We start from the raw sequence: 25,454 nt of genomic DNA on the forward strand, positions 1-25,454 counted from the left end.
CCGTGCGGCGATCCCCGGGGATCGCCGCACGGACGGAGCAGCCGGGCGTGCAGAATGGAGGTATGACACAGCCTATGAACGAACGGCCGCAGGAGGGTCAGCACGTCCTGGTCGTCGGTCCGGACGGAATGGCCCTCGGCAGCACCGGCCGCACGGGCGGTGAAGGGGAGGCCGACGAGGAGCCGCGTGAGCTCCCGGTGACGGAGATGGTCGAGCAGCCCGCGAAGGTCATGCGGATCGGCAGCATGATCAAGCAGCTCCTGGAGGAGGTCAAGTCGGCCCCGCTGGACGAGGCCAGCCGGGCCCGCCTCAAGGAGATCCACGCCAGCTCGGTCAAGGAGCTGGAGGACGGTCTGGCCCCCGAGCTGATCGAGGAGCTGGAGCGGATCTCGCTGCCGTTCACCGACGAGGCGCTGCCCTCCGAGGCGGAGCTGCGCATCGCGCAGGCCCAGCTGGTGGGCTGGCTGGAGGGGCTGTTCCACGGCATCCAGACGGCGTTGTTCGCCCAGCAGATGGCCGCCCGTGCCCAGCTGGAGCAGATGCGCCGGGCCCTCCCGGCCGGTGTGCTGCCCGACGACAAGGACAGCGAGGGGCGCGGCCAGCAGATCCGCTCGGGCCCCTATCTCTGATACCTCTGATACCTCTGCACCCCTGTATCTCTGCCATATCCGACCGTCCCCGACCGCTTCCGACCACCTCCGCCCGTCTCCGGAGCGGACGGACTCAACGGTGAACAGCCGTACACACCCACGGGCCGGGCCCGGTACGCGGTCGATCGCGTACCGGGCCCGGCCCGTGACCGCTGCCGCGTGTCCTGGATGCCGGGGCCCGGAACCCGGGGCCCGGGTCAGGAGGCCGGCTTGCCCGTGGAGACGGTCAGGGTGATCCGGTCCTTCTTCGGGTCGAGGGCGCCGTACGCCGTCGGGGTCTGCTTGAGGACGGTGTTCTTGCCGTAGAGGTTCTCGTCCTCGTACTCCACGTCGCCCAGGATCCAGCCCGCCTTGCGGATGCAGTCCTTCACCGAGTCCAGGTGCTTGAAGGTCAGGTCGGGCATGCTCTTCTTGCCCTTCTCGATGAAGCTGTCCGAGGCGTCCGTGCACTTGGCCGGGTCGATGGTCTTGGACGGGTCCTCTTCCTTGAAGCCGTCGTCACCACCGTCGTCACCACCGTCGTCGGGGTCGTCGTCGCCACCGTCGGTCTGCTGCCCGCCGGTCTCGCCGCCGGTGCCCGCGGGCTGCTCCGTGGTCCGGTCGGGCTTGGGGTCGCCGCCGGCCTGCTTCCCGCCCTCGTCGCCGTTGTTGCTGAGGGCTATCGCGACGATCACGGCGGAGACGACGATGATCGCCGCGACGGCCGAGCCGACGATCATGCTCGTGTTCTTCCGGCCGCCCCCGCCGCCCGGCTGCGGCGAGATGGTGTACGGCGGCGGGGTGGCCGCACCGGCCTGGGGGTGGCCGTACGGGCCCGGCGTCGGGGTCTGGTACCCCTGCTGCGGATAGCCGTAGTTCTGCGGCTGCGGCTGCGGCTGGTACGGCTGCACGCTCGGCGGCGGCGGGGTACGGCCCGCGTCCACCGGCGGGAAGACCGACTGGGCGACAGCCGCCCCGCTCTGCCCGCCCGGCACCCCTCCGACGATCGTCGGGGTGGTGTTCGTGGCCGCCACCGCGTTCCGGACGCGCTCGCACTCCTCGCGCATCGCCTCGGCCGTCGGGAACCGCTCGTCGGGGTTCTTCCGCAGGGCCCGGGCGAGCAGCGCGTCCACCGCCGGCGGCAGCGAGCGGTTGATGGCGGACGGGACGGGCGGCTCCTCCTGGACGTGCGCGTAGGCGATGGCCAGCGGCGAGTCCGCGTCGAAGGGGAGCCGTCCGGTGAGCAGCTCGAAGAGCATGACGCCCACCGAGTACAGGTCGGAGCGGGCGTCCACGCCGCGCCCCAGCGCCTGCTCGGGGGAGAGGTACTGCGGGGTGCCGACGACCATGCCGGTCTGGGTCATCGAGGTGACCCCGGACTGCATCGCGCGGGCGATGCCGAAGTCCATCACCTTGACGACGCCGCGCCGGTTCAGCATCACGTTGCCCGGCTTGATGTCCCGGTGCACCAGGCCCATCTCGTGGCTGACCTCCAGGGCGGCCAGCACCTCGGAGACGATCTTCAGCGCCTTGTCGCTCGGCATCGCGCCGAACCGCGCCACGTCCTCGTCGAGCGCGTTGCGCAGCGGCTCGCCCTCGATGTACTCCATGACGATGTACGGCACCGGGGCGCCGTCCAGTACGTCCTCGCCGGAGTCGAAGACCGAGACGATGTTGGTGTGCGTCAGCTTGGCGACCGACTGGGCCTCGCGGCGGAAGCGCTCCCGGAAGGAGGCCTCGCGGCCCAGCTCGGTGTGGAGGGTCTTGACCGCGACCGGGCGGTCGAGCACGGAGTCGTGTGCGAGGTGGACCGAGGCCATGCCGCCCTCGCCGAGCAGTGTGCGGAGCTGGTAGCGTCCGCCGCCTACCGTACGGCCCCGGTGCTGACCGGCCTGTGCGCCGTCGTCGCTCATCTGACTGCTTCCCCCTCGGCGCCGCGACTGCCGCTGTGGGCCTGCGCGTGTACGGTTGTTCTGTCGCTGCCCTTCGGCGCCCGGGCCCGTGTGCTTGACCTGGACACGCGAATTCACCCGCAAGTCTGCCCCAGCGCACCGACACGTCAAGCCGCTTGCCCGTTCCGTGACCGGATGCGCGCATACGTGTCGCCGGTGCCGGGCCGGGGCGTCCGACATCGTAACTTGCCAGTTCGCGGCCCGAACCGGTTGGATGGCCCGTTACCGGCACACCGCTCTCCGCACCGTCACCCGCACCGCTCTCCTCGCTCCGCCGAGGGGTTCGGTACCCGGACCCTGTTAGCGTGCACAAGGAGCAGAGCGTACGGATCCGCGTTCAGGCGGACCTGATCTACGGCGAGGACTGATGGCACAGACACAAGCCGCCGGAGGGCCTTCGGAGCCCGATGAGACAGCTGGTGGGGTGTCCAACACATCTGGTTCGTCGAAATCTCCTGGTTCGTCCGGCTTCTCGGGATCGTCGGACTCCCCGGAGTACTGGCCCAGCGGCGGTGTGGTGGGCGACGGACGCTACCGGCTCACCCACCGGCTCGGCCGCGGCGGCATGGCGGAGGTGTTCGCCGCCGAGGACGTGCGCCTCGGCCGGATAGTCGCCGTCAAGCTGCTCCGCTCCGACCTCGCCGAGGACCCGGTGTCCAAGGCGCGCTTCACCCGCGAGGCGCAGTCCGTCGCCGGGCTCAACCACCATGCCGTGGTGGCCGTCTACGACTCCGGCGAGGACACGGTCGGCGGCAGCACCGTGCCGTACATCGTCATGGAGCTGGTCGAGGGCCGCACCATCCGCGACATCCTCCTGAACGCCGAGGCGCCGCCGCCCGACCAGGGACTGGTCATCGTCTCCGGGGTGCTGGAGGCGCTCGCCTACAGCCACCAGCACGGCATCGTGCACCGCGACATCAAGCCCGCCAACGTCATCATCACGGACGCCGGCGCCGTGAAGGTGATGGACTTCGGCATCGCCCGCGCCCTGCACGGCGCGTCCACCACCATGACCCAGACCGGCATGGTCATGGGCACCCCGCAGTACCTCTCCCCCGAGCAGGCGCTCGGCAAGGCGGTGGACGCCCGCTCCGACCTGTACGCGGTGGGCTGCCTCCTGTACGAACTGCTCGCGCTGCGCCCGCCGTTCACCGGCGAGACCCCGCTGTCGGTGGTCTACCAGCACGTCCAGGACGACCCGGTGCCGCCGTCGCAGGTCACCGACGCGGTGCCGCCGGAGCTCGACGGCCTGGTGATGCGCGCGCTCGCCAAGGACCCGGACGACCGTTTCCAGACCGCCGAGGAGATGCGCGGCCTGGTGCAGTACGCGCTGCGCATGCTCCAGGAGCAGGGCGGCCACACCGGCGGGCTGTGGAACACCGGCGCGGTACTCGCCGCCGGCGCCACGCCCGCCATGGGCGCCCCCGCCGCGTACGCGGCACAGGGCGACGCCGGCTACGGCGGCGGAGCCGGTGGCGACGCCACCCGGATCGGCCCGCCGCTGGTGATGGGCAACCCCGGCGGCGGCTCGTACGACACCCCTCCCTACGGCTCGGGCGGCGGACACGGTGACGGAGGCCGGGGCGGCAGCGGGCTGAAGTACGGACTGATCGCCTTCTTCTCCGTCCTCGCCATCGCCACCGGCATCTTCCTCGCCGCCCAGGGCGGCGAGGACGGGGGAGGCAGTCCGCAGAAACCGAGCGAGAGCCCCACCGCGCCGACCCAGCGGGAGAGCTCCGGGGAGCCCACGCCCGAGGAGAGGACGGAGGAGCCCACCCGGGAGGAGCAGACCAACCCCGGCGGCTCCAGCGGCGGTCAGTACGAGAACAGCGGCGGCGGCAACTGGACCCCCGAACGGCCGCCCACCTCCGAGCCCCCGCAGACGGACGCCCCCACCAACGGCGCCGACGAGGGCGGCACCGAGGGCGACGGCGGCCAGGACGACGGCACCGAGAACGGCGGCACCGACGAGGGCACGGAACAGGGCACCACGGAGGGCGCGGAGCAGGGCGGCACCGAGGGCACCACGGAGAGCGGCGGTCAGGACGGTGGCGGCAACGCCAACGGCGACCAGCAGGGCGCCGCGAACCAGGGCGCCCAGGCGGGCACGGGCGAGGAGGCCGGCGGCGCCGGCGGTGCCTGATCCCCGGCCCTTTACCACGTCCCGCGATCCGTCGCACACCGTGACGACGGGTATCTTTGTGTGACCTACGATGCGCGGCGTGCAGTCGTCTCCTCACCTCCCCGGCACCACCCTCACCACGCTGGTGCGCCGCTTCGGCGCCGGGGAGCCGCTCTCCTGCGAACCGGTGGCCCAGGGGCTGCTGAACAGGGGCTACCGGCTGTCCACCACCCGTGGCCGGTTCTTCCTCAAGCACCACCTCGACGGCGATTCCGGGGCCCCCGCTCGCATCGAGCACCAGCACCGGGTCACCGAGCGCCTCGGCGACGTCGGTCTGCCGGTCGTCCCGCCGTTCCGGGACACCGCCGGGCGGACCGTCGCCGTCGTGGCGGGCGGCTGCTACGCCCTGCACCCCTGGGTGGACGGCCGGCACCGGGACGGCGGTGAGCTGTCCCGCGCCCAGTCCCGCCGGCTCGGGGCGCTGCTGGGGCTGGTGCACGTACGGCTGGGCCAGGTCATAACCGCCGCGCCCGGGGCCGGACGCGCCGGTGAGCCCGCCGCCGGGCCCGCCGCCGAATCCGCCGCCGAGCCCGGTGCCGAGCCCAGTGCCGATCCCGAGGACACCTTCGCGCTCATCGGCGAACTGCTCGCCAGGATCCGCGCCCGTCCGCGGCGCGACTGCTTCGACGAACTGGCCGAGCACCGGCTGCGCGAGCGCCGCGCCCTGCTGCGCCGCCACGCCCACCGCCGCCCGCCCGCCGGGACCGAACCGGTGGCGGGCTGGGTGCACGGCGACTTCCACCCGTTCAACCTGCTCTACCGGAACCGGGAGCCCGCGGAGCCGGTCGCGATCGTGGACTGGGACCGGCTCGCCGTCCGGCCCCGTGCCGAGGAGGCCGTACGGGCCGCCGCCATCTTCTTCCTGCGGCCGGACGGCGCCCTGGACCTGGCCAAGATCCGCGCCTACGCCGCCGCCTACCGGGCCGCCACCGGGGCGGGCGCGGACGAGATGGCCGCGGCCGTGCACCGGGTGTGGTGGGAGCGGCTCAACGACTTCTGGATGCTGCGCTGGCGCTACCGGCTCCGGGACCGCCGCACCGATCCGCAGTTCCCGGCGGCGGCCGCGCTGGTGGTGTGGTGGACCGACCGGTACCCGGCGGTCCGTGACGCCTTCTGCCGCTGAGACACCGGATGGGCCCGGGCCGGCTCAGTCCGGCCCGGCCCGGATCGCCCGCCGGTGCGCCCTTGGCCGGGTTGGCGGGCCTTCATCCTTTTCGTGTACCGATCGGCTCACCGTTCGGCCTCACTCGGCCGTGGCTCTTCCCGTGATCTGCGTACCGGGATACCGTGCGCTTGTCCCAGCGGCTCGCGAGGCTGTGACCAGTGGTGTTCCGAAAATCCGGCAGTTACTTGGATTTCCAAGAAAAATTGCAGGTCAGCGCACCTTCGCGGATATGCGGGGGTACTGGGTAACGTGCTTGCAGCGGGCCGTCGAACGGGACACCTGTCACCACTCGGTTCCGTCCGCGCCGCACCCAACCCCGTGGGGCCGTACGGGCCGGGTGAGCCTCTCCCCACCGGACGTGGGGAGTCCCCAGGCTCCCGGCGACCCCGGGGGCCGGACAACGGAGGAGCACACGTGACCGTGGAGAGCACTGCCGCGCGCAGCAAGCCGCGTCGCAGCAGCGGAAAGCGCACGACGGCGGGCGGCACCAGGAAACGCGCGCAGTCGGCGAACGCGCGCCCCGAGCTCGTACAGCTGCTGACCCCGGAGGGCGAGCGGATCGAGCACCCGGACTACTCCCTGGATCCGACCCCCGACGAGCTGCGCGGCCTGTACCGCGACATGGTCCTCACCCGCCGCTTCGACGCCGAGGCCACCGCCCTGCAACGGCAGGGCGAGCTGGGCCTGTGGGCCTCGCTGCTGGGCCAGGAGGCCGCCCAGATCGGCTCCGGCCGGGCCCTGCGGGACGACGACTACGTCTTCCCCACCTACCGCGAGCACGGCGTCGCCTGGTGCCGCGGGGTGGATCCGACCAACCTGCTGGGGATGTTCCGCGGCGTCAACCACGGCGGCTGGGATCCGAACAGCAACAACTTCCACCTCTACACCATCGTGATCGGCTCCCAGGTGCTGCACGCCACGGGCTACGCGATGGGGGTGGCCAAGGACGGCGCGGACAGCGCGGTGATCGCCTACTTCGGCGACGGCGCGTCCAGCCAGGGCGACGTGGCCGAGGCCTTCACCTTCTCGGCCGTCTACAACGCGCCCGTGGTGTTCTTCTGCCAGAACAACCAGTGGGCGATCTCCGAGCCGGCCGAGCGCCAGTCGCGGGTGCCGATCTACCAGCGGGCCGCCGGGTTCGGCTTCCCCGGGGTGCGGGTGGACGGCAACGACGTGCTGGCGGTGCTGGCCGTCACCCGGGCCGCGCTGGAGCGCGCCCGGGCCGGCGAGGGCCCCACCCTGGTCGAGGCGTTCACCTACCGCATGGGCGCCCACACCACCTCCGACGACCCCACCCGCTACCGCAAGGACGCCGAGCGCGAGGCGTGGGAGGCCAAGGACCCGCTGCTGCGGCTGCGCACCCACCTGGAGAAGGAGGGCCTGGCCGACGCCGGCTGGCTGGCCGGGCTCGACGAGGAGAGCGACGCGCTGGCCGTCCGGGTGCGCGAGGCGATCCGGTCCATGCCGGACCCGGACACCATGGCCGTGTTCGACCACGTCTACGCGGACGGGCACGCGCTGGTGGACGAGGAGCGCGCCCGGTTCGCCGAGTACCAGGCGTCCTTCGCCGACGAGGAGGGCCGCTGAGATGACCGCGACCACCACCCCCGCGACCACCACCGCGAGGACCGTGCCCATGGCCAAGGCGCTCAACGAGTCGCTGCGCACGGCCCTGGAGAACGACCCCAAGGTCCTGATCATGGGCGAGGACGTCGGCAAGCTCGGCGGCGTCTTCCGCATCACCGACGGACTGCAGAAGGACTTCGGCGAGGACCGGGTCATCGACACCCCGCTGGCCGAGTCCGGCATCGTCGGCACCGCGATCGGCCTGGCCCTGCGCGGCTACCGCCCGGTCGTGGAGATCCAGTTCGACGGCTTCGTCTTCCCCGCCTACGACCAGATCGTCACCCAGCTCGCCAAGATGCACGCCCGCGCACTGGGCAAGATCAGGCTGCCGGTCGTCATCCGCATCCCCTACGGCGGCGGCATCGGCGCGGTGGAGCACCACAGCGAGTCCCCCGAGGCGCTGTTCGCGCACGTCGCCGGACTCAAGTGCGTCTCGCCGTCCAACGCCTCGGACGCGTACTGGATGCTCCAGCAGGCCATCTCCTGCGACGACCCGGTGATCTTCTTCGAGCCCAAGCGGCGCTACTGGGACAAGGGCGAGATCGATCCCGGAGCCATCCCCGGCCCGCTGCACAAGGCGGTCACCGTCCGCTCCGGCGAGGACCTGACGCTGGTGGCGTACGGGCCGATGGTCAAGACCTGTCTGCAGGTCGCGGCCGCCGCCGCGGAGGAGGGCCGCTCGCTGGAGGTGATCGACCTGCGGTCGGTCTCCCCGATCGACTTCGACACCGTGCAGGCCTCGGTGGAGCGCACCGGCCGGCTGGTCGTGGTGCACGAGGCGCCGGTGTTCTTCGGCTCGGGCGCCGAGCTGGCCGCCCGGATCACCGAGCGGTGCTTCTACCACCTGGAGGCGCCGGTGCTGCGGGTCGGCGGCTTCCACGCGCCGTATCCGCCGGCCCGGCTGGAGGACGAGTACCTGCCCGGTCTGGACCGGGTGCTCGAAGCCGTCGACCGCGCGCTGGCGTACTGAGAACAGGGCTGAGGAGAGTCGTGACGATGACCGATACAGCTGCTGCCGAGGCGACGCGCATCCGCGAGTTCCGGATGCCGGACGTGGGCGAGGGGCTCACCGAGGCCGAGATCCTCACCTGGCACGTGCGGCCCGGGGACGAGGTGACCGACGGGCAGGTGGTGTGCGAGGTCGAGACGGCCAAGGCCGCCGTCGAGCTGCCGATCCCGTTCACCGGGGTGGTGCACGAGCTGCGCTTCGCCGAGGGCACCACCGTGGATGTGGGCACCCCCATCATCACGGTGGACACCGACCCGGCCGCCGGACCCGCCGACGACGCACCGGCCACCGCCGCCGCCCCGGGCGGGGACGAGGGCGAGCCGGAGGACGGGGCCGGGGAGGGCGGCGGCAAGCGCCAGCCGGTGCTGGTGGGATACGGGGTCGCCACCGGCCCGACGAAGCGCCGCCCGCGCCGGCAGCCCGCCGCGGCGGACTCCGCCGCCGACCGGGCACCGGCCGCCGCGCAGTCCGCCGTACAGGCGGAGCTGAACGGCACCGCCACCCCGCCCGCCGCCGCCCCCGCGGTGCCGGCCGCCGACGAACCGTCGGGGAAACGGCCGCTGGCCAAGCCGCCGGTGCGCAAGCTCGCCAAGGACCTGGGCATCGACCTGGCCGCGGTGGTGCCCACCGGCGAGGGCGGGATCATCACCCGCGAGGACGTGCACGCCGCCGCGGCCGAGCGCACCAGGGCCGTCCCGGCGACCGAGCCCGAGCCCGCGGCCGGACCCGCGGCCGGGCCCGCGGCCGGGCCCGCGGCCGGACCGGTCCCTTCCCCGGCCGCCGAACCGGTGGGGGCGGGGCAGCGGGAGCGCCGGGTGCCGGTCAAGGGAGTGCGCCGGGCGACCGCGCAGGCGATGGTCTCCAGCGCCTTCACCGCCCCGCACGTCACCGAGTTCGTGACCGTCGACGTCACCCGGACCATGAAGCTGGTGCAGGAGCTCAAGCAGGACCCGGACCTGGCCGGGCTGCGGGTCAACCCGCTGCTGCTGGTGGCCAGGGCGTTCCTGACGGCCATCCGCCGCCACCCGGAGGTCAACGCCTCCTGGGACGAGGAGCGGCAGGAGATCGTCTACAAGGACTACGTCAACCTGGGCATCGCCGCGGCCACCCCGCGCGGTCTGATCGTGCCGAACATCAAGGACGCGCACGCGAAGACCCTGCCCGAGCTGGCGAAGGCGCTGGGCGAGCTGGTGGCCACCGCCAAGGAGGGCCGGACCCCGCCGGGGGACATGGCCGGCGGCACGGTGACCATCACCAACGTCGGCGTCTTCGGCGTCGACACCGGCACGCCGATCCTGAATCCCGGTGAGTCGGCGATCCTGGCCTTCGGACAGGTCAGGCTCCAGCCCTGGGTCCACAAGGGCAAGGTCAAGCCGCGTCAGGTCACCACCCTGGCGCTCTCCTTCGACCACCGCCTGGTCGACGGCGAGCTGGGCTCCAGGGTGCTGGCCGACACCGCGGCCGTGCTGGAGCATCCCCGGCGTCTGATCACCTGGAACTGATCCGGCACCGTACGGGCCCGGCGCACACCATGTGCGCCGGGCCCGTACGTCACCCGTCCCGCCCGTCCCCTCCGTCCCACTCGTCCCGTCCGTCCCGCATCGCGGACGCGGGCTGGGAACGCATCCCTGTTGTATCTATGGTGTGGACATGCATTCCGTCCCGCCGACCACCGCCTCGACCGCTGCCCCGACCACCGCCTCGACCGGCACCTCGACCGGCATCTCGACCGGCACGGCCAAGCCGCCGCCCGCCGCCGAACGCGTCTACGCCCACGTCAAGCAGGGCGTCCTGGAGCGCCGCTACGAGGGCGGGGTCCTCCTCACCGAGGGCGAGCTGGCCGACGCGGTCGGGGTCTCCCGCACCCCCGTGCGCGAGGCGCTGCTGCGGCTGGAGGCGGAGGGCCTGCTCCGGCTCTACCCGAAGAAGGGCGCGCTCGTCCTGCCGGTCTCCGCCCAGGAGATCGGCGATGTGGTCGAGACCCGGCTGCTGGTCGAGGAGCACGCCGTGCGCAAGGTCGTGCCCGTACCGCCCGGACTGCTGGAGCGGCTCACCGAACTGCTGGAGCAGCAGCGGCGCCAGGCCGCCACCGGCGATCTGGCGGCCGTGGCCGCCACCGACCGCTGCTTCCACGCCACCATCGTGCGGGCCGCCGGGAACCAGATCCTGGAGCGCCTCTACGACCAGCTCCGCGACCGCCAGCTCCGGATGGGCGTCGCCGTGATGCACTCCCACCCCGACCGCGTCGACCGGAACATCACCGAGCACGCCGAGATCCACCGCACCCTGTGCTCCGGGGACGCCGAGGCCGCCGCCGAGGCGGTACGCCGCCATGTCGGCTCGGTACGGCACCTGCTGCGCGGTGAGGTCCGGTGAGCGACACACCCCGGTCCGGCGCGTACCGGCTCGGTGGCCCGAGGGCCGCCCTCATGTGGGGCATCGGCGTCGCCGTCTACTTCGCCGCCGTCACCTTCCGCACCAGCCTGGGCGTCGCCGGCATCGACGCGGCCGAGCGCTTCGACATCAACGCCTCCGCCCTGTCGTCCTTCTCGATACTCCAGTTGCTGGTCTACGCCGGGATGCAGATACCCGTCGGCCTGCTGGTGGACCGCTGGGGCACCCGGAAGGTGCTCCTCCTGGGCATCGTGCTGTTCACCAGCGGCCAGTTCGCCTTCGCGCTGTCCGAGTCGTACGCCATGGCGCTCGCCGCCCGGGGGCTGCTGGGCTGCGGTGACGCGATGACGTTCATCAGCGTGCTGCGGCTGGGTTCCAGCTGGTTCCCGGCCCGGCGCGGGCCGCTGGTCGCGCAGATCGCGGCGCTGTGCGGGATGGCGGGCAACCTGCTGACCACCCTGGTGCTGGCCCGGGTGCTGGCCGCCGTCGGCTGGACGCCGACCTTCGCGGGCAGCGCCGTGCTCGGCGTGGTGGCGCTGGTGCTGGTCCTGTTCTTCCTGAAGGAGCGGCCCGACGGTGCCCCGGTCCCGTCCCCCGCCCCCGCCCCGTCCCCGGACGAGCACGGGCACCGGCACGGCTACGTGCGCCGCCAGCTCGCCGCCGCCTGGCGGGAGCCGGGCACCCGGCTGGGCATGTGGGTGCACTTCACCACCCAGTTCCCGGGCATGGTCTTCCTGCTGCTGTGGGGACTGCCGTACCTGGTCGAGGCCCAGGGCCGCACCCGGGCCGAGGCCAGTACCCTGCTGACCCTGGTGGTGCTCGCCAACATGGCGATCGGGCTGGTCTACGGCCAGGTCATCGCCCGGTACCACGGCGCGCGGACCCCGATCGCGCTGGGCACCGTACTGGCCACCGCGGGCGCCTGGGCGATGGTGCTGGTCTGGCCGGGCCGGGCGCCGCTGGCGGTGCTGGTGGTGCTGTGCGTGGTCCTCGGGGCCTGCGGCCCGGGCTCGATGATCGGCTTCGACTTCGCCCGCCCCGCCAACCCGCCCGAACGCCAGGGCACGGCCTCGGGCATCGTCAACATCGGCGGCTTCACCGCCTCCATGACCACCCTGCTGGCGGTGGGCGTGCTGCTGGACGTCACCGGCGGCGACTACCGGATCGCGTTCGCCTCCGTCTTCGCCCTCCAGGCGCTGGGCGTCACACAGATCCTCCGGCTGCGCGGCCGGGCGCACCGCCGGGAGCGCGAGCGGGTGGTGGCCAGCCGCGTCGAGACGGTGCACGTACCGGCCTGACACCCCCGCCCCACCGCCCCGCCCCGCCCCGCCCCGCCGCCCCGGACACCGACCGGCCCGGGGCGGGGCGCCCTACGGCCTCACGGGGTGACGGCGAAGTGGGCGAGGACCGCGTCCGCGAGCTCCTGGTCACCCTCGGTCTTGATGATGTCGCGCACCGCGGCGGGCCGCACCCGGCCGCAGGCCAGCCGGAAGTAGACCTCCCAGTCCATGGCCATGGTCAGCGCCGGTCCCAGCGAGACACTGGCGTCCACCGTGCCCCGGCCCTCGCCGTCGACACGGACCGTGCGCATGAACTCCACCGGCCCGCTCACATCGAAGACGACCGCCGAGTTCGGCGGCGCCCCGGCGTCCTTGGCGACCACCTTGGGCAGCCGCTCCAGCAGCACGTCCCGGGCGACGAGCGCGCCCGGGGAGTCCAGGTTCCCCGGCTTCCCCAGCGCCCGCCGCAGATCCTGCTCGTGCACCCACACGTCGAACGCCCGCATCCGCAGCGCGTTCTCCAGCGTCATCTCCACCCCGAGCGGGGACATGACCATCTTCGACGGGTCGCGCTTCTCGTTCCGCAGCTGGCGCGACCGGCGGATGATCGTGTACTCCAGCTCGCTGGTCATCTCCGGCGCCGTGTGGCAGCGCCGCACGTCCACCTGCACCTCGATACGGCGGCTGAGCTCGTCCTTCACGTGGAACAGGTCGCGCGGCAGGCTGTGGATCGGCCGGGGGTCGCCCAGCATCTCGCACTCCATGCCGATGATGTGCGAGACGACATCGCGGACCGACCACCCGGGGCAGGGGGTCGCGCGGTTCCACTCGCCCTCGACGAGCGGCATGACCAGCTCGGAAACCGCCTCGATGGAATGGGTCCAGGCGTCGGCGTAGGGCTGAAGGCTCGGGTGGTCGGTCAACGGGACCCCTCGGTACGTGCGGCAGGTGTGGGTTCGCGGACTTGGGGACTCTCAAGTTACGCTGCGCGCGGGCGGCGCGGCAGCAGTTTCGAAGGACGATCGTAGGCTGTTTTCACCCGGGTTTTCCGCCCGGGTTTGCCCCCTCGACCCCATGGACGGTGGTACCGTGCGCGCCTCCCTCATCCAGATCGCGGTGAACCAGGACGAAACGGCCGAAGACCGCCGGGTGCGGGCCGCGGCCCTCGTCCGCGAGCAGTCCGCCGCCGACCTGGTCGTCCTGCCCGAACTGTGGACGGTCGGCGCCTTCGACTTCGACTCCTTCGCCGCCGGGGCCGAGCCGCTGCGCGGACCCGCCGCGAAGACGGTCGCGGCGATGTCCGGGGCGGCCCGCGAGGCACGGGTGTGGCTGCACGCCGGCTCCGTGATCGAGCGCGCCGACGAGCCCGCCGCCGAGCCCGCCGGTGATCCTTCCGGCACCCCCGCCCTCTACAACACCTCGCTGGTCTTCTCCCCCGAGGGCGCCCTGGTGCGCACCTACCGCAAGATCCACCGCTTCGGCTTCGACCGCGGCGAGGCCACCCTGCTGTCCGCCGGCACCGAACCGGTCACCGCCGTCCTGCCCGACACCACCCTGGGCCTGGCCACCTGCTACGACCTGCGCTTCCCCGAACTGTTCCGGGCCCTGACCGAGGCCGGCGCCCGCACGCTGGTGATCCCGGCGGGCTGGCCCGACCGCCGCGCCGCCCACTGGAGCCTGCTGGCCCGCGCCCGCGCCGTGGAGAACCAGTGCTACGTCCTGGCCTGCGGCACCGCGGGCACCCACGCGGGCGTGCCCCAGGCCGGCCGCAGCGCGGTCATCGACCCCTGGGGCGAGACCCTGGCCGAGGCGTCGGACGCGGAGGAGCAGGTCGTCATGGCCGAGTTCGACCCCGCGTACGCGGACGAGGTCCGCGCGGACTTCCCGGTGCTGCGGGACCGCGTCCTGCGCTGAGCCGGGCGCACCGGCCCCGCACCCGCCCTCACCACCGCTGAGTAGCCGTACTCATGTGGTTCCGGCCGGCCCGCGCCACTCTGTGGACATGACAGCACCACAGGTACAGCGGCCCATGACCGCCGCGTTCTTCGTCCAGTCCGTGCTCTCCTTCGGCCTCTCCCTGCTGGCCGTCGGCCTCGGTGTCGCCTATCTGCCGCTGGGGCCGTGGGAGCGGGGCTTCCTGGCGCTCGGGGTCCTGTTCCTGGTCTCCTCCTCCTTCAACCTGGCCAAGGTCGTCCGGGACCGGCAGGAGTTGCAGGAGGTCACCACCCGGGTGGACAAGGCCCGCATCGACAAGCTGATCAACGAGCACGACCCGTTCGACCCCAGGAACGTCTGAGCCGTCGTCGCGCCGTCGCCGCGCGTCATGCCGGCGGTGGATCCCGGCGCCGCCTGTCTGTCGCCGGGATCCACCGGAGCGGGCACGTCAGCCGAGGGCGACCTCGTTGGAGCGGGACTCGACGGCGTCGAGGGTGGCCAGGGTCGCGGCGTCGAAGGCGATCTCGGCGGCCGCCATGTTGTCCTCCAGGTGGGCGACGTCGGCGGTGCCGGGGATGGGCAGCACGTGCGGGGCGTGGTGCAGCAGCCAGGCGAGGGCGACCTGGGCGGGTGTGACGCCCAGGGACTCGGCCACGGCGCGCACCGTCGGCTCGTCGGTGACCTTGGGCACGCCCGGGAAGGCACCGCCGATCGGGAAGAACGGTACCCAGGCGATGCCCTCGGCCGCGCACAGCTCCAGCATGTCCTCGTCGCCGCGGGAGATGAGGCTGTAGGCGTTCTGCACGCAGACGATGCCGGCCGGCAGGGCGCGGCGCAGGACGTCGAGGGTGACGCAGCTCAGGCCGATCGCCCCGATCTTGCCCTCGTCGCGCAGGGCGGTCAGCACCGCGAGCTGGTCCTCGAGATCGACGACCTGGTCGCCCTCGGGACGCAGTCCGGGGCCGGAGTCCAGGCGGCGGAGGTTGACCACCGGGAGCCGGTCGAGGCCGAGGCCGCGCAGGTTCTCCTCGACGCCGGCGCGCAGTTGCTCGGGCCGCTGCGCCAGGCGCAGCGGCAGGGGCCCGTCCGGGTCGGGGGCGGCGCCGACCTTCGTGACCACCAGCACGTCGTCCTCGGGGCGCAGCACCTCGCGGATCACGTCGTTGGCGAAACCGAAGCCGTAGAACTCGGCGGTGTCCACATGGTCGACGCCCAGTTCGACCGCGCGGCGCAGCAGCGCGACGGCGTCGTCGCGGCGGTCGCGCAGGCGCTCGAGCTGCAGCGCGCCGTAGCCGATCCGCAGGACGGTGCGGCCGGCGAGCGCGGCGGTCGGGGTGGCGGGGGTGGCAGGGGTGTTCAAGACACTGTCTCCTCGGTGGTGGAACGCAGGGCGGTGTGCAGCAGTTCGGCCAGGTAGAGCGACAGCACCCGGTGGGCGATCGGGGCGGCGTGCTCCCGGGCCCCGGCCGGCTCGTGGTGCCCGACCTTGACCAGCCATGCCGTGACGCAGTCGTGCAGCATCGCGCGCATCCGTTCCGTCATGTCGGCGACGACCTCGCGGATGGCCGGGTCGGTCGTCGCCTCGCCCCAGGTCTGCACGCCGACCCGGGCGGCCACGGGGTCGATCGCGGCGACGAGGCGGGCCAGCAGTTCGTCGGGGTCGGGCGGGGTGTCGGCGGCCGCGTACTCGCCGAGGACCTCGGCGTGCCTGGCGAGCACCACCCGGGTGGCGGCCCGGACCAGATCGGCCTTGTTGCGGTAGTGCGTGTAGATCGATCCGGCCGAGAGCCCGGACTCGGCCGTGATCTCGGCGATCGAGGTCCGCTCCAGCCCGTTGCGGCTGAAGCAGCGCACGGCGGCGTCGGCGATCTGGGCGCGCCTGAGCTCCTTGCGTGCGTCAGTGAGCCGTGGCACCACGCCTCCCGTAAAAAGAACGGCTGCTCTCCTTGCCGACAGCCTATAGCAGAACTCCCGTTCTTTTTACGGCGGTTGTGCCGTGCACGGACAGGTCGGAGAGGGAGGGAACCGCCCGCCCGCCGCCGTACGTCATGCTGGCGGCGAGCGGCGAAAGGAAGCACGTGGCACGGGTACGGCGGGTCCGCGCGGCCCTGCGGCGGCGCTGGGGCACGGGCGGCCGGGGCCGGACGGCCTGGACGCGCGGCCGGATCACCGCCGCGCTCGCCGCGGCGGTCGCCGCCGTGACGGCACTGCACTCCCTCGTCCCGAACGCCCTGCTCGGCCTGGGCAGCCTGCTGGAGACCTTCCTGCCCTGGACGGGCCTGGCCGTCCCCGTCCTGCTGGCCGTGGCGCTGCTGCGCCGCTCGGCCCTCGCCCTGGTGGCGCTGCTGCTGCCGTCGGCCGTCTGGCTCGGCCTCTTCCACGGGGCCCTGGCGGGCACCGCCCCGGAGGCGGCGCCCGGGGCCGCCCGCCTCACCGTCGTCCAGCACAACGTGAGCGACGTGAACCCCGACCCCCGCGCCGCCGCCCGCACCCTGGCCGGGGCCGAACCGGACCTCGTCGCCCTCCAGGAGGTCGTCCCCGCCACCCGCCGCGCCTACGAGGCGGAGCTGGCCCCGGACCTCCCGCACCACGCGGTCGTCGGCACCGTCGGCCTGTGGTCGCGGTATCCGCTGACGGACGTCCGGCGGCTCGACATCCGCCCTGCGGGCATCGGCCCCGACTGGAACCGGGGCCTGCGCGCCACCGTCCGCACCCCGCACGGCGAGATCGCCGTCCACGTCGTCCACCTGCCCTCGGTCCGCGTCCGGGCGGGCGGCTTCGACACCGCCCGGCGCGACGAGAGCGCGAAGCTGCTCGGCGCGGCCCTGCGCGCGGAGGAGTCGCCCCGGGTTCTCGTGCTCGGCGACCTCAACGGCACCCTGGACGACCGCGGTCTGGACCCCGTGCTGCGCCACGTCGACCCGCCGGACGCGGGCGCCGCGGACGGCTTCTCCTTCAGCTGGCCCGCGTCCTTCCCCGCCGCCCGCATCGACCACGTCCTGACCCGCGGCGCGACGGTCACCCGCCTGCGCACCCTGCCCGCCACCGGTAGCGACCACCTTCCGGTGGTGGCGCGGATCGCACTCCCGTCCTGACGCCCCGGGGCGGGGACCGGTCAGTGGCCTCCCTGGTTCCTGACGCACGGGCCCGTGCCGGGCTGCGGCTCGATGTAGCGGCCGTGCACCCTGACGGTCAGCTCGTCCTCCGACACGTTCCCCGACACGCACGCGTCCCCGGTGTACACGCTGTAGAACCCGTGGCCGATGTGGACGCCGTGCTCCTCTCCGCAGCCGAGTCGGCGCAGCGCCGCCGTGATCCGTTCGTCGCCGAGGTCGCCCTCCTCCCGGACCTTCTCCAGCTCCTTGCGGACGAGTCCGGCCGACGCCTCGCCCCGGGCGCGGTTCTCGGGACTCAGCGGCGCCTGCCTGCGGTAGGCGTGGTTGTCGAGGTAGTTGGGCGGCATGTCCTCGCGGACCTCCGGCCGACCGCCGTCCGCGCCCGGCGCGGAGGTGGACGGGGACGGCGGAACCGCGGGCGGCTCGGCGGCCTGTGCGCACTTCGGCGTGGGCGGGGCAGAGGAGGAGGCCGAGGGGGGCGGCAGGGACGGCGAGGGACCCGCCGACCCCGCCTGCCCGGCCCGCTCGTCGCCGCACGCGGCCACGGTGAGCGCGAGGAGGACGGCTGCCGCAGTCGTACGTCCGACGGGCGTGAGTACGGATGAACGCATGGGCAGGAGTCTCCCGGCCCGGCCCGCGGGCGTCATGAGCGCGGGTACTCACTCCCGGCCGCCCCGCGGGGACGCCGGACGACCGGTCATCCCCTCGTGGGCGGCTGGTCCTTGTAGGGAAGGACCCAGAGGTTCCAGTACGGGGCCTCCCACTTGCAGTAGAAGTTCTGCCAGCCCTGGGAGAGGTAGTACAGGCCGTCCTGCTCGCACGCCCGGTAGTCCCGCCACCCGCCGACCTGGCGGTAGCCCCAGTGGTCGACCTCGTCGGCGGACGCCGAGCCCGCGGCCAGCGGGATGACGACTGCCGCGATGCCGGCAGCGGCGGCGACACGGGAACGCCACGACTTCATGCGTCTCTCCTTGTACGGACGGAGCCGGGACCCGGGACGCCGGCCATCGGCCCTCCTGTCGGTGCAGTGGTGTACAGGGAGGAGGACGGAAGAACCATGCCGCCGGTTCATCGCGCGCGAGGGATTCGGCGGGCACGCGCCGGGCCGAAGTGCGCCCGTCGTGAGCGCGGATGCACGTCTCCGGCTCTCCGGCTCCCCGGCCGCTCACGTCGGCGAGCCGTGTGGTGATGCGGGAACGGGCTGGTCCGATTGCGTTCCGGTGAGTCGGGCTCCCGCGGTGCCCCGCTCATGAGGATGCCGAGCAGTTGACGCGATCACCGGGCCGGTGGGGCACGGCCGGGCGGAGTCGCCGTGGACTCACCGGCCACGGGGAGGAGTCGGCAGGCCCGCTGTTCGCCGAAACGGTGCCCGGGGGGAGCGTCGGCTGACCCGAGCAGCCGCCACCGCCTCTCAGCCGGAGGGACTCAGGGCGGTGTCGAGGAGCTCGACGAGCTGGTCGCGGTGTTCCGGACCGAGCCGGCTTGTCATGGGCGCCAGTGCGCGCCGGACCTCGTCGTACACCTGCTCCGCCAGTTCCAGGCCGGCCGGAGTGATGACCACGTCGACGACGCGGCGGTCCTCGGGGTTCCTGTCCCTGGCGACAAGCCCTCGGCGTTCGGCACGGTCGATCAGGCCGGACATGGTCGACTTGTCCAGGCCGAGGAACTCGGCGAGCTCGGTCATGCGCGGACGACGGTCACGGAGGAGGCCGAGCACCCGCAGTTGGGTGAGCGAGAGGTCGTACTTGGCTCCGATGCGGGTGAGCACGCCCGCCACCTGGAAGGTGCTGCGCACGAGGGCGTCCACGAGGGCGTCGGAAGTCATGTCCCCATCATACGAGCAGTGCTTTGTACTCCAAATAAACGTGGACTTGCCAGTATCGCGGACAAGCTTCCCGGGCCGCCCTGCGCGCTGCCGTCAACACCGCGTCCGACAGGCCGCCCGTACCACCCGGATGCGGTGCCTCACCCGTACGCGGCGGTGAGACCCAAGGCCGCACGAGCCGGGATCCACCGCCACGGACGAGGTGTCACCGGGGACTAGGGGCGCCAGGTGCCGTTCAGCTCGACGTAGGTCTCACCACGGACCTTCTTGCCGTCGTACGTGCCGTCGAAGGCCGCGGTGGCTTCCATGTAACCCCCATCGGGGGTCTGGCTCCTGACCTCCTGTTCCGGGGTGCCGGTGACCTCCACGGCAAGCTCCGTGCGCAGCTGGGGAATGCGGACCTGCCAGCGGGTGGGATACCTCTGACCCGTTTCCGGGCTGGTCCACGGCTTGGAGGCGCCTCGCGCGAGCGGTTCGACCTCGACCACGTCGTAGGAACCGTCCGGGTGGAGAACCGTCGCCCAACTGTGCTGGGACTCCTCCCCCACCGCGTCCCAGAGGGCGATCTTGTCGCCGTTGGGCATGCTGAGGTTCATCCACGACCACCGTTTCAGGGACAGGGGCATCTCGCCCCACTGCCTGTCCAGCCAGGAGGTTCCCCTGATCGCGTGCTTCTCATCGTCGATGACGAGCGTTCCGGACGTCCGCATCTCCGGAAGCGCGAACTCGTAGGCCGGTACGTCGACCAGTTCGAAGACGCCGGTCGACCCGTAGTTCAGGGCGGGACCGGTGGACTCCAGCCGGACGTCGAGGGACCCGAAGGGCGTGGTGACGCTTACCTTCTGGCGGGCCGGGTCACCCGTCCAGCTCAGGCCCGGTGCCTTGATGTCGAGCTTGCCCTCGGTCCACCGGTAGTCGTCCGGCTCGACGACGGCCTCGTAGTCCTTGTGCCATCCGGTGGTCTTGTCGGTCACCGCGAACGTCCAGCGGTATCCGAGCTCGCCCATGTTCGGGAGAACGCGCGTGTGCACCTGAATCCCGAAGTCGTGACCGTTCGCCTTCACCGAACTGGTGAAGTAGACCGAGTCGAACCAGGTCCGTTCCGTTCCGGGCGCATGCCGTCCCAGGTCCGTCGCGGGATCGACCATCGCCGCGATTCCCGACGACGGGGCGGAGGCCGGGGCGGAGTGGGCCTTCGGTGTCGCCGGCGGGCTCGTCGCCTGCGCCGAGTAACCGGCGAGCGTGCCGAGCACCAGTGCTCCTGCGGTGGCCAGGCCCGCCGCTCGGCGTCTGTTCCGGGACATGGTCATGGGGTTCCTCCTTGGGGCAGGGGTGGGCGAGGGCGTCGCCCACCCTGGTTCCGTCGTGTCGGTCTGCGATGCCGCGGGCATTCCGCACGCCGCCGCCGGCCGGTCGTCACACGGCCGTGTGCTCCCGAGCTCCGGCCGCGGCGACGGCCGGGCCGTCGTCAGCCGCTGCGAAAGCTCCGAGCGCGCCGGACAAGCCGGCGGAGCCGCAGACGGCCGCCGTCGTCCGCGGCGCCATCCCGTCATTGGTTTGGATTACCAACATCTTCATCTTGATTGGTAACCCAAACAATGTCAAGGAGTTCCGGCCGGGCGCGGTCCCGTCACCGGTGAGGAGGTCCGGCGGACACGCGCCGGGGCGGTGCGCACTCGCCGTGAGCAGGCCGCACGGATGAGCGCATGCGGCGAGCCGCTCGCGCCGGGCCGTGAGCGTCCGTGAGCGCGGATGCCCGTCTCCGGCCGCTGGTGGCCCGTCGGCTCCCTCGCCGGCGGTGTTCTTGGAGCTGAACCCGGAACGCCGAGGCCGGGCGGTAGCAGTATCGGCAGGATGGAGAGCATGAGTGAGGCCACCGGAAAGTACTCCATGCCGCGTGACATCGCGGAGGCGGCTCGTGCCCGCAGCGGTCCGTCCGGGTTCTCCGCCTATGTGGCCGCGGCTGTCGCCCGTCAGATCGAGAGGGACAACCTCAACGAACTCATCGCCGTCGCGGAGGCCGAGCACGGCCTCGTCACCGATGAGGAGATCCAGCAGAAGCGCGACGAGCTGACGCGTCTCCGCCGGGAACAGGCCACCGGAGCGGACTCCGTGTGACGCGTACCTCCGCCACACCGGGTGGGACTCTGGTGCTGGACGGCGAAGGTCTCGCCAAGGCGGTACTGCGGGACCGGGACGTGACGAGGTGGCCGGCTCTCGCGGCCGCGGACGACATGCGTGTGATCACCAGCGCCGCGACCCTTGTGGAGGTCGTGCATCCGCGGATCAGGCGTCCGGCACTGGAGTGGACCCTGTCACGCATGGTCGTTGAGCTGGTGACCATCCTCACCTCGGACCCCGACGATCTGATGACTCTGTGCGGCAGTCGCGCCGCAGTCGCCAAGGTCTGAGCCGAGGGCGCGTGGGTCCTCGCGACCTCCCGCTCAGGGCGCCTCGACGCCCGACGCCCGGTACTTCGCGACCTGCGCCTCGCGGATCGCGGCCGTCTGGGCCGGGGCCGGACCGGAGCCGCGGAAGCGGTGCAGGTCCTCGTCGGACTCCCAGCGCTCGTAGACGTTGATCCGCCCGGCGTCCAGCGGGTCGGCCGACAGTGCGAAGTCCAGGCAGCCGGGCGTGCTCCGGGCCTGTTCGACGACGGCCCGGCAGCCGTCCAGATAGCCGTCGCGGACCTCGGGGTCCACATGAATCGAGCCGGACACGATGAGCATGCCGTCCTCCAGGGAGTGTGCGGTTCTGCTCCCGGTAGGACGGGCGGGCGGCCGGGAAGTCATCGGCCGACCCGGTGACGGCTGCGCAGGCTCCGGCGCTTACTCGTCCGTGTCGTCATCCGGCTTCCACGCGACGAACGTTCCGCGCGCGGGCATCGTGACCAGCACGCCCTGTTCGCGGAGCAGAGCGATCGCTCGCCGTGCAGTGCCGATGGCTGCGCCGTACTCCTCTGCCATGGCGCGCTCGCCTGCCAGGCGGGCGCCCAGGGGAAGCCTGCCCGAGTTGATATCGGCCACGATCGCGGCTGCCACCTGCCGGTGGATGTACTCCGGCGACATGTGGTCGATGGGGCTCCGCTCACGCATGGTCATCCATCCGCGTCGGTCACGAATGATCCCTTGTGCGGCAACGTCTCGATGAGCCCGCGCTCGCGGAGATCGCGCAACGCCCGCCGGACGGTCCGGTCGGCGACGCCGTACATCTCCGCGAGCCGAATGATGCTCGGCAGCGCTCCACCAGGCGGGATGCGTCCGGACTCGATGTCCTGCTCGATCTCCCGTGCTACCCGCTGCCACTCGTACTCGGCCATGTCTCCAGCGTTGCGCGGTCCACCGAAGGCTGCATCGGCGGACCGTGGTGCGCCGCGAACGCCCGTGGTCTACCGTGGTACATAGAAAAGAGACCCCGGCGCCGCTGGCACGGCCCGGGGCGTGGCCGATCGCTGCAAAGGAGCGACCAGCATGAGGCATCGTATTCGCCGCCTCGTCGAAATGTTCGGCCCCGGAAACGGGAAGCACCGCCGGACGCCGAGTCACTGCCCGCCACGGCTGGCGACCATCGAGTTCCCGCCGCCGCTGCCACCGGTCATGGGCGGTCGCCCGCGTCCCGCCGCAGTGGTCGACTCCCCGCTGGTGCGGCCGTGGGCGCCCGCGCCCAGGCGGCGCCGTCTGGTGGTGGTCGGCCGGTGACCGCCGTGAATCCGCCCGCCGCGCCCACCGAACCCGCCGCGGCCGACGACATCCGTATGACGCTGCGGGTGTCACGCGACGGCGGACGTACCTGGGGGCCGGTGACCGTGGTCCGGAGCGGCGGCGGCGTACCGGCGCTGGACACCATGGCGTACCCGCCGTGCGCGTGCCCGCGCTGCGCGCCGGACCGGGCCCGTGACCGTCGCGTCACGGCGGCCCTGCGCCGCGTCAACCGGCGCTTCCACCGTTGAGGCGCCCGACACCGCTCCGGCCACCGCGCCCACGGACTCCGCCGGGCGCGGTGGCAGGATGGATGGATGGCGAAACGCGTACGTGTCCGGGCTCCCGAGCTGGTCGGGGCGGGTGGCTGGCTCAACACCGGCGGTAAGGAACTGTCCCTGGCGGACCTCCGAGGTCGTGTCACCGTGCTCGACTTCTGGACGTTCTGCTGCATCAACTGCCTGCACGTCATCGACGAGCTGCGCGAGCTGGAGGAGAAGTACAAGGACACCGTCGTGGTGATCGGCGTCCACTCGCCGAAGTTCGTCCACGAGGCCGACCACGCGGCCGTCGTGGACGCCGTCGAGCGCTACGGGGTGCACCACCCCGTGCTGGACGACCCCGAGCTGGCCACCTGGAAGCAGTACGCGGTACGCGCCTGGCCGACCCTCGTCGTCATCGACCCCGAGGGCTACGTCGTCGCCCAGCACGCGGGCGAGGGCCATGTCCACGCCATCGAGAAGCTGGTGACGGAGTTGGAAGCCGAGCACGCCGCCAAGGGCACGCTGCGGCGCGGCGAGGGCCCGTACGTGCCGCCGGAGCCGGAGCCCACCGATCTGCGCTTCCCCGGCAAGGCGCTCGTCCTGCCGACCGGGAACGTGCTGGTCAGCGATACCACCCGGCACCAGTTGGTGGAGCTGGAGCCGGACGGCGAGACCGTCGTGCGGCGGATCGGCGACGGCACGCGCGGGCTGGTGGACGGCCCGGCGGGCACGGCGCGGTTCAGCGAGCCGCAGGGCCTGGCCCTGCTCCCGGACGGCCGGGTCGCCGTCGCCGACACCGTCAACCACGCGCTGCGGGCGTACGACCCGGCCGGCGGCGGGGTGAGCACACTGGCCGGGACGGGCCGCCAGTGGTGGCAGGGCTCGTCCGTCTCCGGCCCGGCGCGCGAGACGGACCTGTCCTCGCCGTGGGACGTGGCCTGGTGGGCGGACCGGCTGTGGATCGCGATGGCCGGGGTGCACCAGCTCTGGGCGTACGACCCGGCCGCCGGCACCGTGTCCGTCGCGGCGGGCACCACCAACGAGGGCCTGGTGGACGGCCCGTCGGGCGAGGCGTGGTTCGCGCAGCCGTCCGGGCTGGCGGCGGACGGCGACCGGCTGTGGGTGGCCGACTCCGAGACCTCGGCCCTGCGGTGGGTCGAGCGTGACGGCGACACCGACGGCTTCACGGTCCGTACGGCCGTCGGCACCGGACTGTTCGACTTCGGCCACCGGGACGGCCCGGCCGGGCAGGCGCTGCTCCAGCACCCCCTGGGCGTCACCGTCCTGCCCGACCGGAGCGTGGCGGTGTGCGACACCTACAACCACGCGCTGCGCCGCTACGACCCGGCCACCGGCGAGGTCACCACGCTCGCCACGGACCTGCGCGAGCCCTCGGGAGCGGCCCTCGTCGGGGACGACATCCTGGTCGTGGAGTCCGCCCGGCACCGGCTGACCCGGCTGCGGCTGCCGGAGGAGGCGGTACGCGTCGAGGCCGTCGCCCACCGCACCCGGCGCGAGGCGACCGAGGTGGCGCCGGGGCGGCTGCGGCTGGACGTGGTCTTCCAGGCCCCGCCCGGCCAGAAGCTCGACGTCCGGTACGGCCCGGCCACCCGGCTGCTGGTCAGCGCCACCCCGCCGGAGCTGCTGGCGGACGGCGCGGGTCAGGGCACCGAGCTGACCCGCGAACTGGTGCTCGCGGACACCCTCGACGGTGGTGCGGCCGAGGGCGTGCTGCACGTCTCGGCGATGGCGGCGTCCTGCGACGACGACCCGGACATCGAATACCCGGCCTGCCACGTCCACCAGCAGGACTGGGGCGTGCCGGTCCGTGTCACCCCGGCCGGTGCCGAACGGCTGCCGCTGGTCCTGGCGGGGCTGGACGGCGAGGAGGCGAGGGGGAATCAGGAGTAGGGGATCCGGCGGCCACGGCGCCGTACCGCCCGGCGCGAGAGGCGCCCTGAACCGCCGTCAGGCGGGCGCCGGGCAGGCGCGCACACGCCGATGCGGCCCGGTCGTCCTCTCGGTGACCGGGCCGCATCGGGATTCCGAATCCGCTTCCTGCTCCGCTGTGCCCGTTCCCGGGCCGGGGAGTGCCGCTCCCCGGGGCGTCAGGTGTACCACTCGTGGCGGTGCGCCTCCTCGACGACCGGGGCCGCCGGACTCGGCGGCTGCATGCGGCGGCGCTTGAAGATGCTCACGTATGACGCCAGTCCGATGAAGCCGACTGCCATCAGGATCAGACCGACCACATCGAGGTTGACCCCCGAGATGTCCAGGCTCACTGCGAAGGTGAGGATCGCGCCCACTGCGATCAGTACGATGGTCAGTGCCATCCCCATGGGTAACCGCCTCCGTCCGGCTGGCTGTTGATGGCTCGTTC

The 25,454-nt window shown here is 72.6% G+C and carries 28 protein-coding genes; 16 read left to right on the top strand and 12 right to left on the bottom strand.

Translation table 11 applies throughout. From position 1 onward, the window contains the following. Window positions 1-62 precede the first annotated feature (62 nt). Complete coding sequence (locus CUT44_RS02615; RefSeq protein WP_100200474.1) at window positions 63-629, top strand: bacterial proteasome activator family protein; 567 nt, start codon at window positions 63-65, stop codon at window positions 627-629. A gap of 218 nt (window positions 630-847) precedes the next feature. On the opposite strand, the gene CUT44_RS02620 is transcribed toward CUT44_RS02615, so the two are convergent. Then, window positions 848-2,542, bottom strand: coding sequence for a protein kinase domain-containing protein (locus CUT44_RS02620; RefSeq protein ID WP_100200475.1), 1,695 nt, complete (start codon window positions 2,540-2,542; stop codon window positions 848-850). A 406-nt stretch (window positions 2,543-2,948) separates the two neighbouring features. Here CUT44_RS02620 and CUT44_RS02625 point away from each other — a divergent pair, with 406 nt between their 5' ends. From CUT44_RS02625 to CUT44_RS02655, 7 genes are all read left to right on the top strand, one after another. Continuing rightward, window positions 2,949-4,724: a protein kinase domain-containing protein gene (locus tag CUT44_RS02625; protein WP_100200476.1), complete on the top strand. Its 1,776-nt coding sequence runs from the start codon at window positions 2,949-2,951 to the stop codon at window positions 4,722-4,724. Window positions 4,725-4,803: 79 nt separating this feature from the next. Then, window positions 4,804-5,886: a phosphotransferase gene (locus tag CUT44_RS02630; protein WP_233221176.1), complete on the top strand. Its 1,083-nt coding sequence runs from the start codon at window positions 4,804-4,806 to the stop codon at window positions 5,884-5,886. 456 nt (window positions 5,887-6,342) lie between these two features. Next, the gene (gene pdhA, locus CUT44_RS02635; protein ID WP_100200478.1) at window positions 6,343-7,515 is read left to right on the top strand and encodes a pyruvate dehydrogenase (acetyl-transferring) E1 component subunit alpha; all 1,173 of its coding nucleotides are present in this window, start codon (window positions 6,343-6,345) and stop codon (window positions 7,513-7,515) included. A gap of 1 nt (window position 7,516) precedes the next feature. Beyond that, window positions 7,517-8,524 carry an alpha-ketoacid dehydrogenase subunit beta gene (locus CUT44_RS02640; protein ID WP_100200479.1) on the top strand — a complete coding sequence of 336 codons (1,008 nt, stop codon included), beginning with the start codon at window positions 7,517-7,519 and terminating at the stop codon, window positions 8,522-8,524. Window positions 8,525-8,550: 26 nt separating this feature from the next. Then, window positions 8,551-10,065 carry a dihydrolipoamide acetyltransferase family protein gene (locus CUT44_RS02645; RefSeq protein WP_100200480.1) on the top strand — a complete coding sequence of 505 codons (1,515 nt, stop codon included), beginning with the start codon at window positions 8,551-8,553 and terminating at the stop codon, window positions 10,063-10,065. Between the two features lie 148 nt (window positions 10,066-10,213). Beyond that, window positions 10,214-10,939, top strand: a complete 726-nt coding sequence (locus tag CUT44_RS02650) for a GntR family transcriptional regulator (RefSeq protein WP_100200481.1) — start codon at window positions 10,214-10,216, stop codon at window positions 10,937-10,939. Between the two features lie 53 nt (window positions 10,940-10,992). Further along, complete coding sequence (locus CUT44_RS02655; protein ID WP_100200532.1) at window positions 10,993-12,255, top strand: MFS transporter; 1,263 nt, start codon at window positions 10,993-10,995, stop codon at window positions 12,253-12,255. An 80-nt stretch (window positions 12,256-12,335) separates the two neighbouring features. Here CUT44_RS02655 and CUT44_RS02660 read toward each other — a convergent pair whose 3' ends face one another. Next, window positions 12,336-13,160, bottom strand: a complete 825-nt coding sequence (locus CUT44_RS02660; RefSeq protein ID WP_100200482.1) for a maleylpyruvate isomerase family mycothiol-dependent enzyme — start codon at window positions 13,158-13,160, stop codon at window positions 12,336-12,338. Between the two features lie 166 nt (window positions 13,161-13,326). Between CUT44_RS02660 and CUT44_RS02665 the strand changes: the two genes are divergently transcribed. Both CUT44_RS02665 and CUT44_RS02670 read left to right on the top strand, forming a co-directional pair. Beyond that, on the top strand, window positions 13,327-14,151 hold the full coding sequence (locus CUT44_RS02665; RefSeq protein ID WP_100200533.1) for a carbon-nitrogen family hydrolase: 825 nt from the start codon (window positions 13,327-13,329) through the stop codon (window positions 14,149-14,151). An 88-nt stretch (window positions 14,152-14,239) separates the two neighbouring features. Beyond that, window positions 14,240-14,533, top strand: a complete 294-nt coding sequence (locus CUT44_RS02670; protein ID WP_100200483.1) for a YiaA/YiaB family inner membrane protein — start codon at window positions 14,240-14,242, stop codon at window positions 14,531-14,533. An 87-nt stretch (window positions 14,534-14,620) separates the two neighbouring features. Here the strand turns inward: CUT44_RS02670 and CUT44_RS02675 are convergent, their stop codons facing one another. After that, window positions 14,621-15,532: an aldo/keto reductase gene (locus CUT44_RS02675; protein WP_199185580.1), complete on the bottom strand. Its 912-nt coding sequence runs from the start codon at window positions 15,530-15,532 to the stop codon at window positions 14,621-14,623. Beyond that, the gene (locus CUT44_RS02680; protein WP_158239559.1) at window positions 15,529-16,086 is read right to left on the bottom strand and encodes a TetR/AcrR family transcriptional regulator; all 558 of its coding nucleotides are present in this window, start codon (window positions 16,084-16,086) and stop codon (window positions 15,529-15,531) included. Before CUT44_RS02680 ends, CUT44_RS02675 begins: the two co-directional genes overlap by 4 nt. Before the next feature lie 134 nt (window positions 16,087-16,220). On the opposite strand from CUT44_RS02680, the gene CUT44_RS02685 reads away from it, so the two are divergent. Continuing rightward, on the top strand, window positions 16,221-17,267 hold the full coding sequence (locus CUT44_RS02685; RefSeq protein WP_100200486.1) for an endonuclease/exonuclease/phosphatase family protein: 1,047 nt from the start codon (window positions 16,221-16,223) through the stop codon (window positions 17,265-17,267). Window positions 17,268-17,287: 20 nt separating this feature from the next. Here CUT44_RS02685 and CUT44_RS33750 read toward each other — a convergent pair whose 3' ends face one another. The 4 genes from CUT44_RS33750 to CUT44_RS02705 form a co-directional block, all read right to left on the bottom strand. Next, window positions 17,288-17,899 (bottom strand): hypothetical protein, encoded by a 612-nt coding sequence (locus CUT44_RS33750; RefSeq protein ID WP_233221178.1) that lies wholly within the window; start codon window positions 17,897-17,899, stop codon window positions 17,288-17,290. Between the two features lie 86 nt (window positions 17,900-17,985). Continuing rightward, complete coding sequence (locus CUT44_RS02695) at window positions 17,986-18,249, bottom strand: hypothetical protein (RefSeq protein WP_100200488.1); 264 nt, start codon at window positions 18,247-18,249, stop codon at window positions 17,986-17,988. Window positions 18,250-18,699: 450 nt separating this feature from the next. After that, entirely contained in the window at window positions 18,700-19,113 is a 414-nt protein-coding gene (locus CUT44_RS02700) for a MarR family winged helix-turn-helix transcriptional regulator (protein ID WP_100200489.1), read from the bottom strand. Between the two features lie 215 nt (window positions 19,114-19,328). Continuing rightward, the gene (locus CUT44_RS02705; protein WP_100200490.1) at window positions 19,329-20,423 is read right to left on the bottom strand and encodes a lipocalin family protein; all 1,095 of its coding nucleotides are present in this window, start codon (window positions 20,421-20,423) and stop codon (window positions 19,329-19,331) included. A 553-nt stretch (window positions 20,424-20,976) separates the two neighbouring features. Between CUT44_RS02705 and CUT44_RS02710 the strand changes: the two genes are divergently transcribed. Continuing rightward, on the top strand, window positions 20,977-21,231 hold the full coding sequence (locus tag CUT44_RS02710) for a CopG family transcriptional regulator (protein ID WP_100200491.1): 255 nt from the start codon (window positions 20,977-20,979) through the stop codon (window positions 21,229-21,231). After that, on the top strand, window positions 21,228-21,524 hold the full coding sequence (locus CUT44_RS02715; RefSeq protein WP_100200492.1) for a DNA-binding protein: 297 nt from the start codon (window positions 21,228-21,230) through the stop codon (window positions 21,522-21,524). The genes CUT44_RS02710 and CUT44_RS02715 overlap by 4 nt, the downstream gene beginning before the upstream one ends. A 33-nt stretch (window positions 21,525-21,557) precedes the next feature. Here the strand turns inward: CUT44_RS02715 and CUT44_RS02720 are convergent, their stop codons facing one another. The 3 genes from CUT44_RS02720 to CUT44_RS02730 all read right to left on the bottom strand — a co-directional run bounded on the left by CUT44_RS02720 (window position 21,558) and on the right by CUT44_RS02730 (window position 22,432). Then, window positions 21,558-21,842, bottom strand: a complete 285-nt coding sequence (locus CUT44_RS02720; protein WP_100200493.1) for a putative quinol monooxygenase — start codon at window positions 21,840-21,842, stop codon at window positions 21,558-21,560. A gap of 99 nt (window positions 21,843-21,941) precedes the next feature. Next, entirely contained in the window at window positions 21,942-22,214 is a 273-nt protein-coding gene (locus tag CUT44_RS02725; RefSeq protein WP_100200494.1) for a winged helix-turn-helix domain-containing protein, read from the bottom strand. Then, on the bottom strand, window positions 22,211-22,432 hold the full coding sequence (locus tag CUT44_RS02730; protein ID WP_100200495.1) for a winged helix-turn-helix domain-containing protein: 222 nt from the start codon (window positions 22,430-22,432) through the stop codon (window positions 22,211-22,213). Before CUT44_RS02730 ends, CUT44_RS02725 begins: the two co-directional genes overlap by 4 nt. A 151-nt stretch (window positions 22,433-22,583) precedes the next feature. Between CUT44_RS02730 and CUT44_RS32655 the strand changes: the two genes are divergently transcribed. From CUT44_RS32655 to CUT44_RS02740, 3 genes are all read left to right on the top strand, one after another. Next, window positions 22,584-22,811: a hypothetical protein gene (locus CUT44_RS32655; protein WP_146252163.1), complete on the top strand. Its 228-nt coding sequence runs from the start codon at window positions 22,584-22,586 to the stop codon at window positions 22,809-22,811. Continuing rightward, on the top strand, window positions 22,808-23,062 hold the full coding sequence (locus tag CUT44_RS02735) for a hypothetical protein (protein WP_233221179.1): 255 nt from the start codon (window positions 22,808-22,810) through the stop codon (window positions 23,060-23,062). Before CUT44_RS32655 ends, CUT44_RS02735 begins: the two co-directional genes overlap by 4 nt. A gap of 66 nt (window positions 23,063-23,128) precedes the next feature. Continuing rightward, the gene (locus CUT44_RS02740; RefSeq protein WP_100200496.1) at window positions 23,129-24,985 is read left to right on the top strand and encodes a thioredoxin-like domain-containing protein; all 1,857 of its coding nucleotides are present in this window, start codon (window positions 23,129-23,131) and stop codon (window positions 24,983-24,985) included. A gap of 197 nt (window positions 24,986-25,182) precedes the next feature. Here CUT44_RS02740 and CUT44_RS02745 read toward each other — a convergent pair whose 3' ends face one another. Beyond that, window positions 25,183-25,413, bottom strand: coding sequence for a DUF6458 family protein (locus CUT44_RS02745; RefSeq protein WP_100200497.1), 231 nt, complete (start codon window positions 25,411-25,413; stop codon window positions 25,183-25,185). Window positions 25,414-25,454 lie beyond the last annotated feature (41 nt).

Source organism: Streptomyces carminius, from assembly GCF_002794255.1.
Classification (GTDB): domain Bacteria; phylum Actinomycetota; class Actinomycetes; order Streptomycetales; family Streptomycetaceae; genus Streptomyces; species Streptomyces carminius.

Bases quoted from the DNA above. Each gene is read 5' to 3' on its own strand.
- CUT44_RS02615 (WP_100200474.1), top strand. From the start codon at position 63: ATGACACAGCCTATGAACGAACGGCCGCAGGAGGGTCAGCACGTCCTG.
- CUT44_RS02620 (WP_100200475.1), bottom strand. From the start codon at position 2,542: ATGAGCGACGACGGCGCACAGGCCGGTCAGCACCGGGGCCGTACGGTA.
- CUT44_RS02625 (WP_100200476.1), top strand. From the start codon at position 2,949: ATGGCACAGACACAAGCCGCCGGAGGGCCTTCGGAGCCCGATGAGACA.
- CUT44_RS02640 (WP_100200479.1), top strand. From the start codon at position 7,517: ATGACCGCGACCACCACCCCCGCGACCACCACCGCGAGGACCGTGCCC.
- CUT44_RS02645 (WP_100200480.1), top strand. From the start codon at position 8,551: ATGACCGATACAGCTGCTGCCGAGGCGACGCGCATCCGCGAGTTCCGG.
- CUT44_RS02650 (WP_100200481.1), top strand. From the start codon at position 10,214: ATGCATTCCGTCCCGCCGACCACCGCCTCGACCGCTGCCCCGACCACC.
- CUT44_RS02655 (WP_100200532.1), top strand. From the start codon at position 10,993: ATGTGGGGCATCGGCGTCGCCGTCTACTTCGCCGCCGTCACCTTCCGC.
- CUT44_RS02670 (WP_100200483.1), top strand. From the start codon at position 14,240: ATGACAGCACCACAGGTACAGCGGCCCATGACCGCCGCGTTCTTCGTC.
- CUT44_RS02685 (WP_100200486.1), top strand. From the start codon at position 16,221: ATGCTGGCGGCGAGCGGCGAAAGGAAGCACGTGGCACGGGTACGGCGG.
- CUT44_RS33750 (WP_233221178.1), bottom strand. From the start codon at position 17,899: ATGCGTTCATCCGTACTCACGCCCGTCGGACGTACGACTGCGGCAGCC.
- CUT44_RS02695 (WP_100200488.1), bottom strand. From the start codon at position 18,249: ATGAAGTCGTGGCGTTCCCGTGTCGCCGCCGCTGCCGGCATCGCGGCA.
- CUT44_RS02700 (WP_100200489.1), bottom strand. From the start codon at position 19,113: ATGACTTCCGACGCCCTCGTGGACGCCCTCGTGCGCAGCACCTTCCAG.
- CUT44_RS02705 (WP_100200490.1), bottom strand. From the start codon at position 20,423: ATGACCATGTCCCGGAACAGACGCCGAGCGGCGGGCCTGGCCACCGCA.
- CUT44_RS02710 (WP_100200491.1), top strand. From the start codon at position 20,977: ATGAGTGAGGCCACCGGAAAGTACTCCATGCCGCGTGACATCGCGGAG.
- CUT44_RS02720 (WP_100200493.1), bottom strand. From the start codon at position 21,842: ATGCTCATCGTGTCCGGCTCGATTCATGTGGACCCCGAGGTCCGCGAC.
- CUT44_RS02725 (WP_100200494.1), bottom strand. From the start codon at position 22,214: ATGACCATGCGTGAGCGGAGCCCCATCGACCACATGTCGCCGGAGTAC.
- CUT44_RS02730 (WP_100200495.1), bottom strand. From the start codon at position 22,432: ATGGCCGAGTACGAGTGGCAGCGGGTAGCACGGGAGATCGAGCAGGAC.
- CUT44_RS32655 (WP_146252163.1), top strand. From the start codon at position 22,584: ATGAGGCATCGTATTCGCCGCCTCGTCGAAATGTTCGGCCCCGGAAAC.
- CUT44_RS02740 (WP_100200496.1), top strand. From the start codon at position 23,129: ATGGCGAAACGCGTACGTGTCCGGGCTCCCGAGCTGGTCGGGGCGGGT.
- CUT44_RS02745 (WP_100200497.1), bottom strand. From the start codon at position 25,413: ATGGGGATGGCACTGACCATCGTACTGATCGCAGTGGGCGCGATCCTC.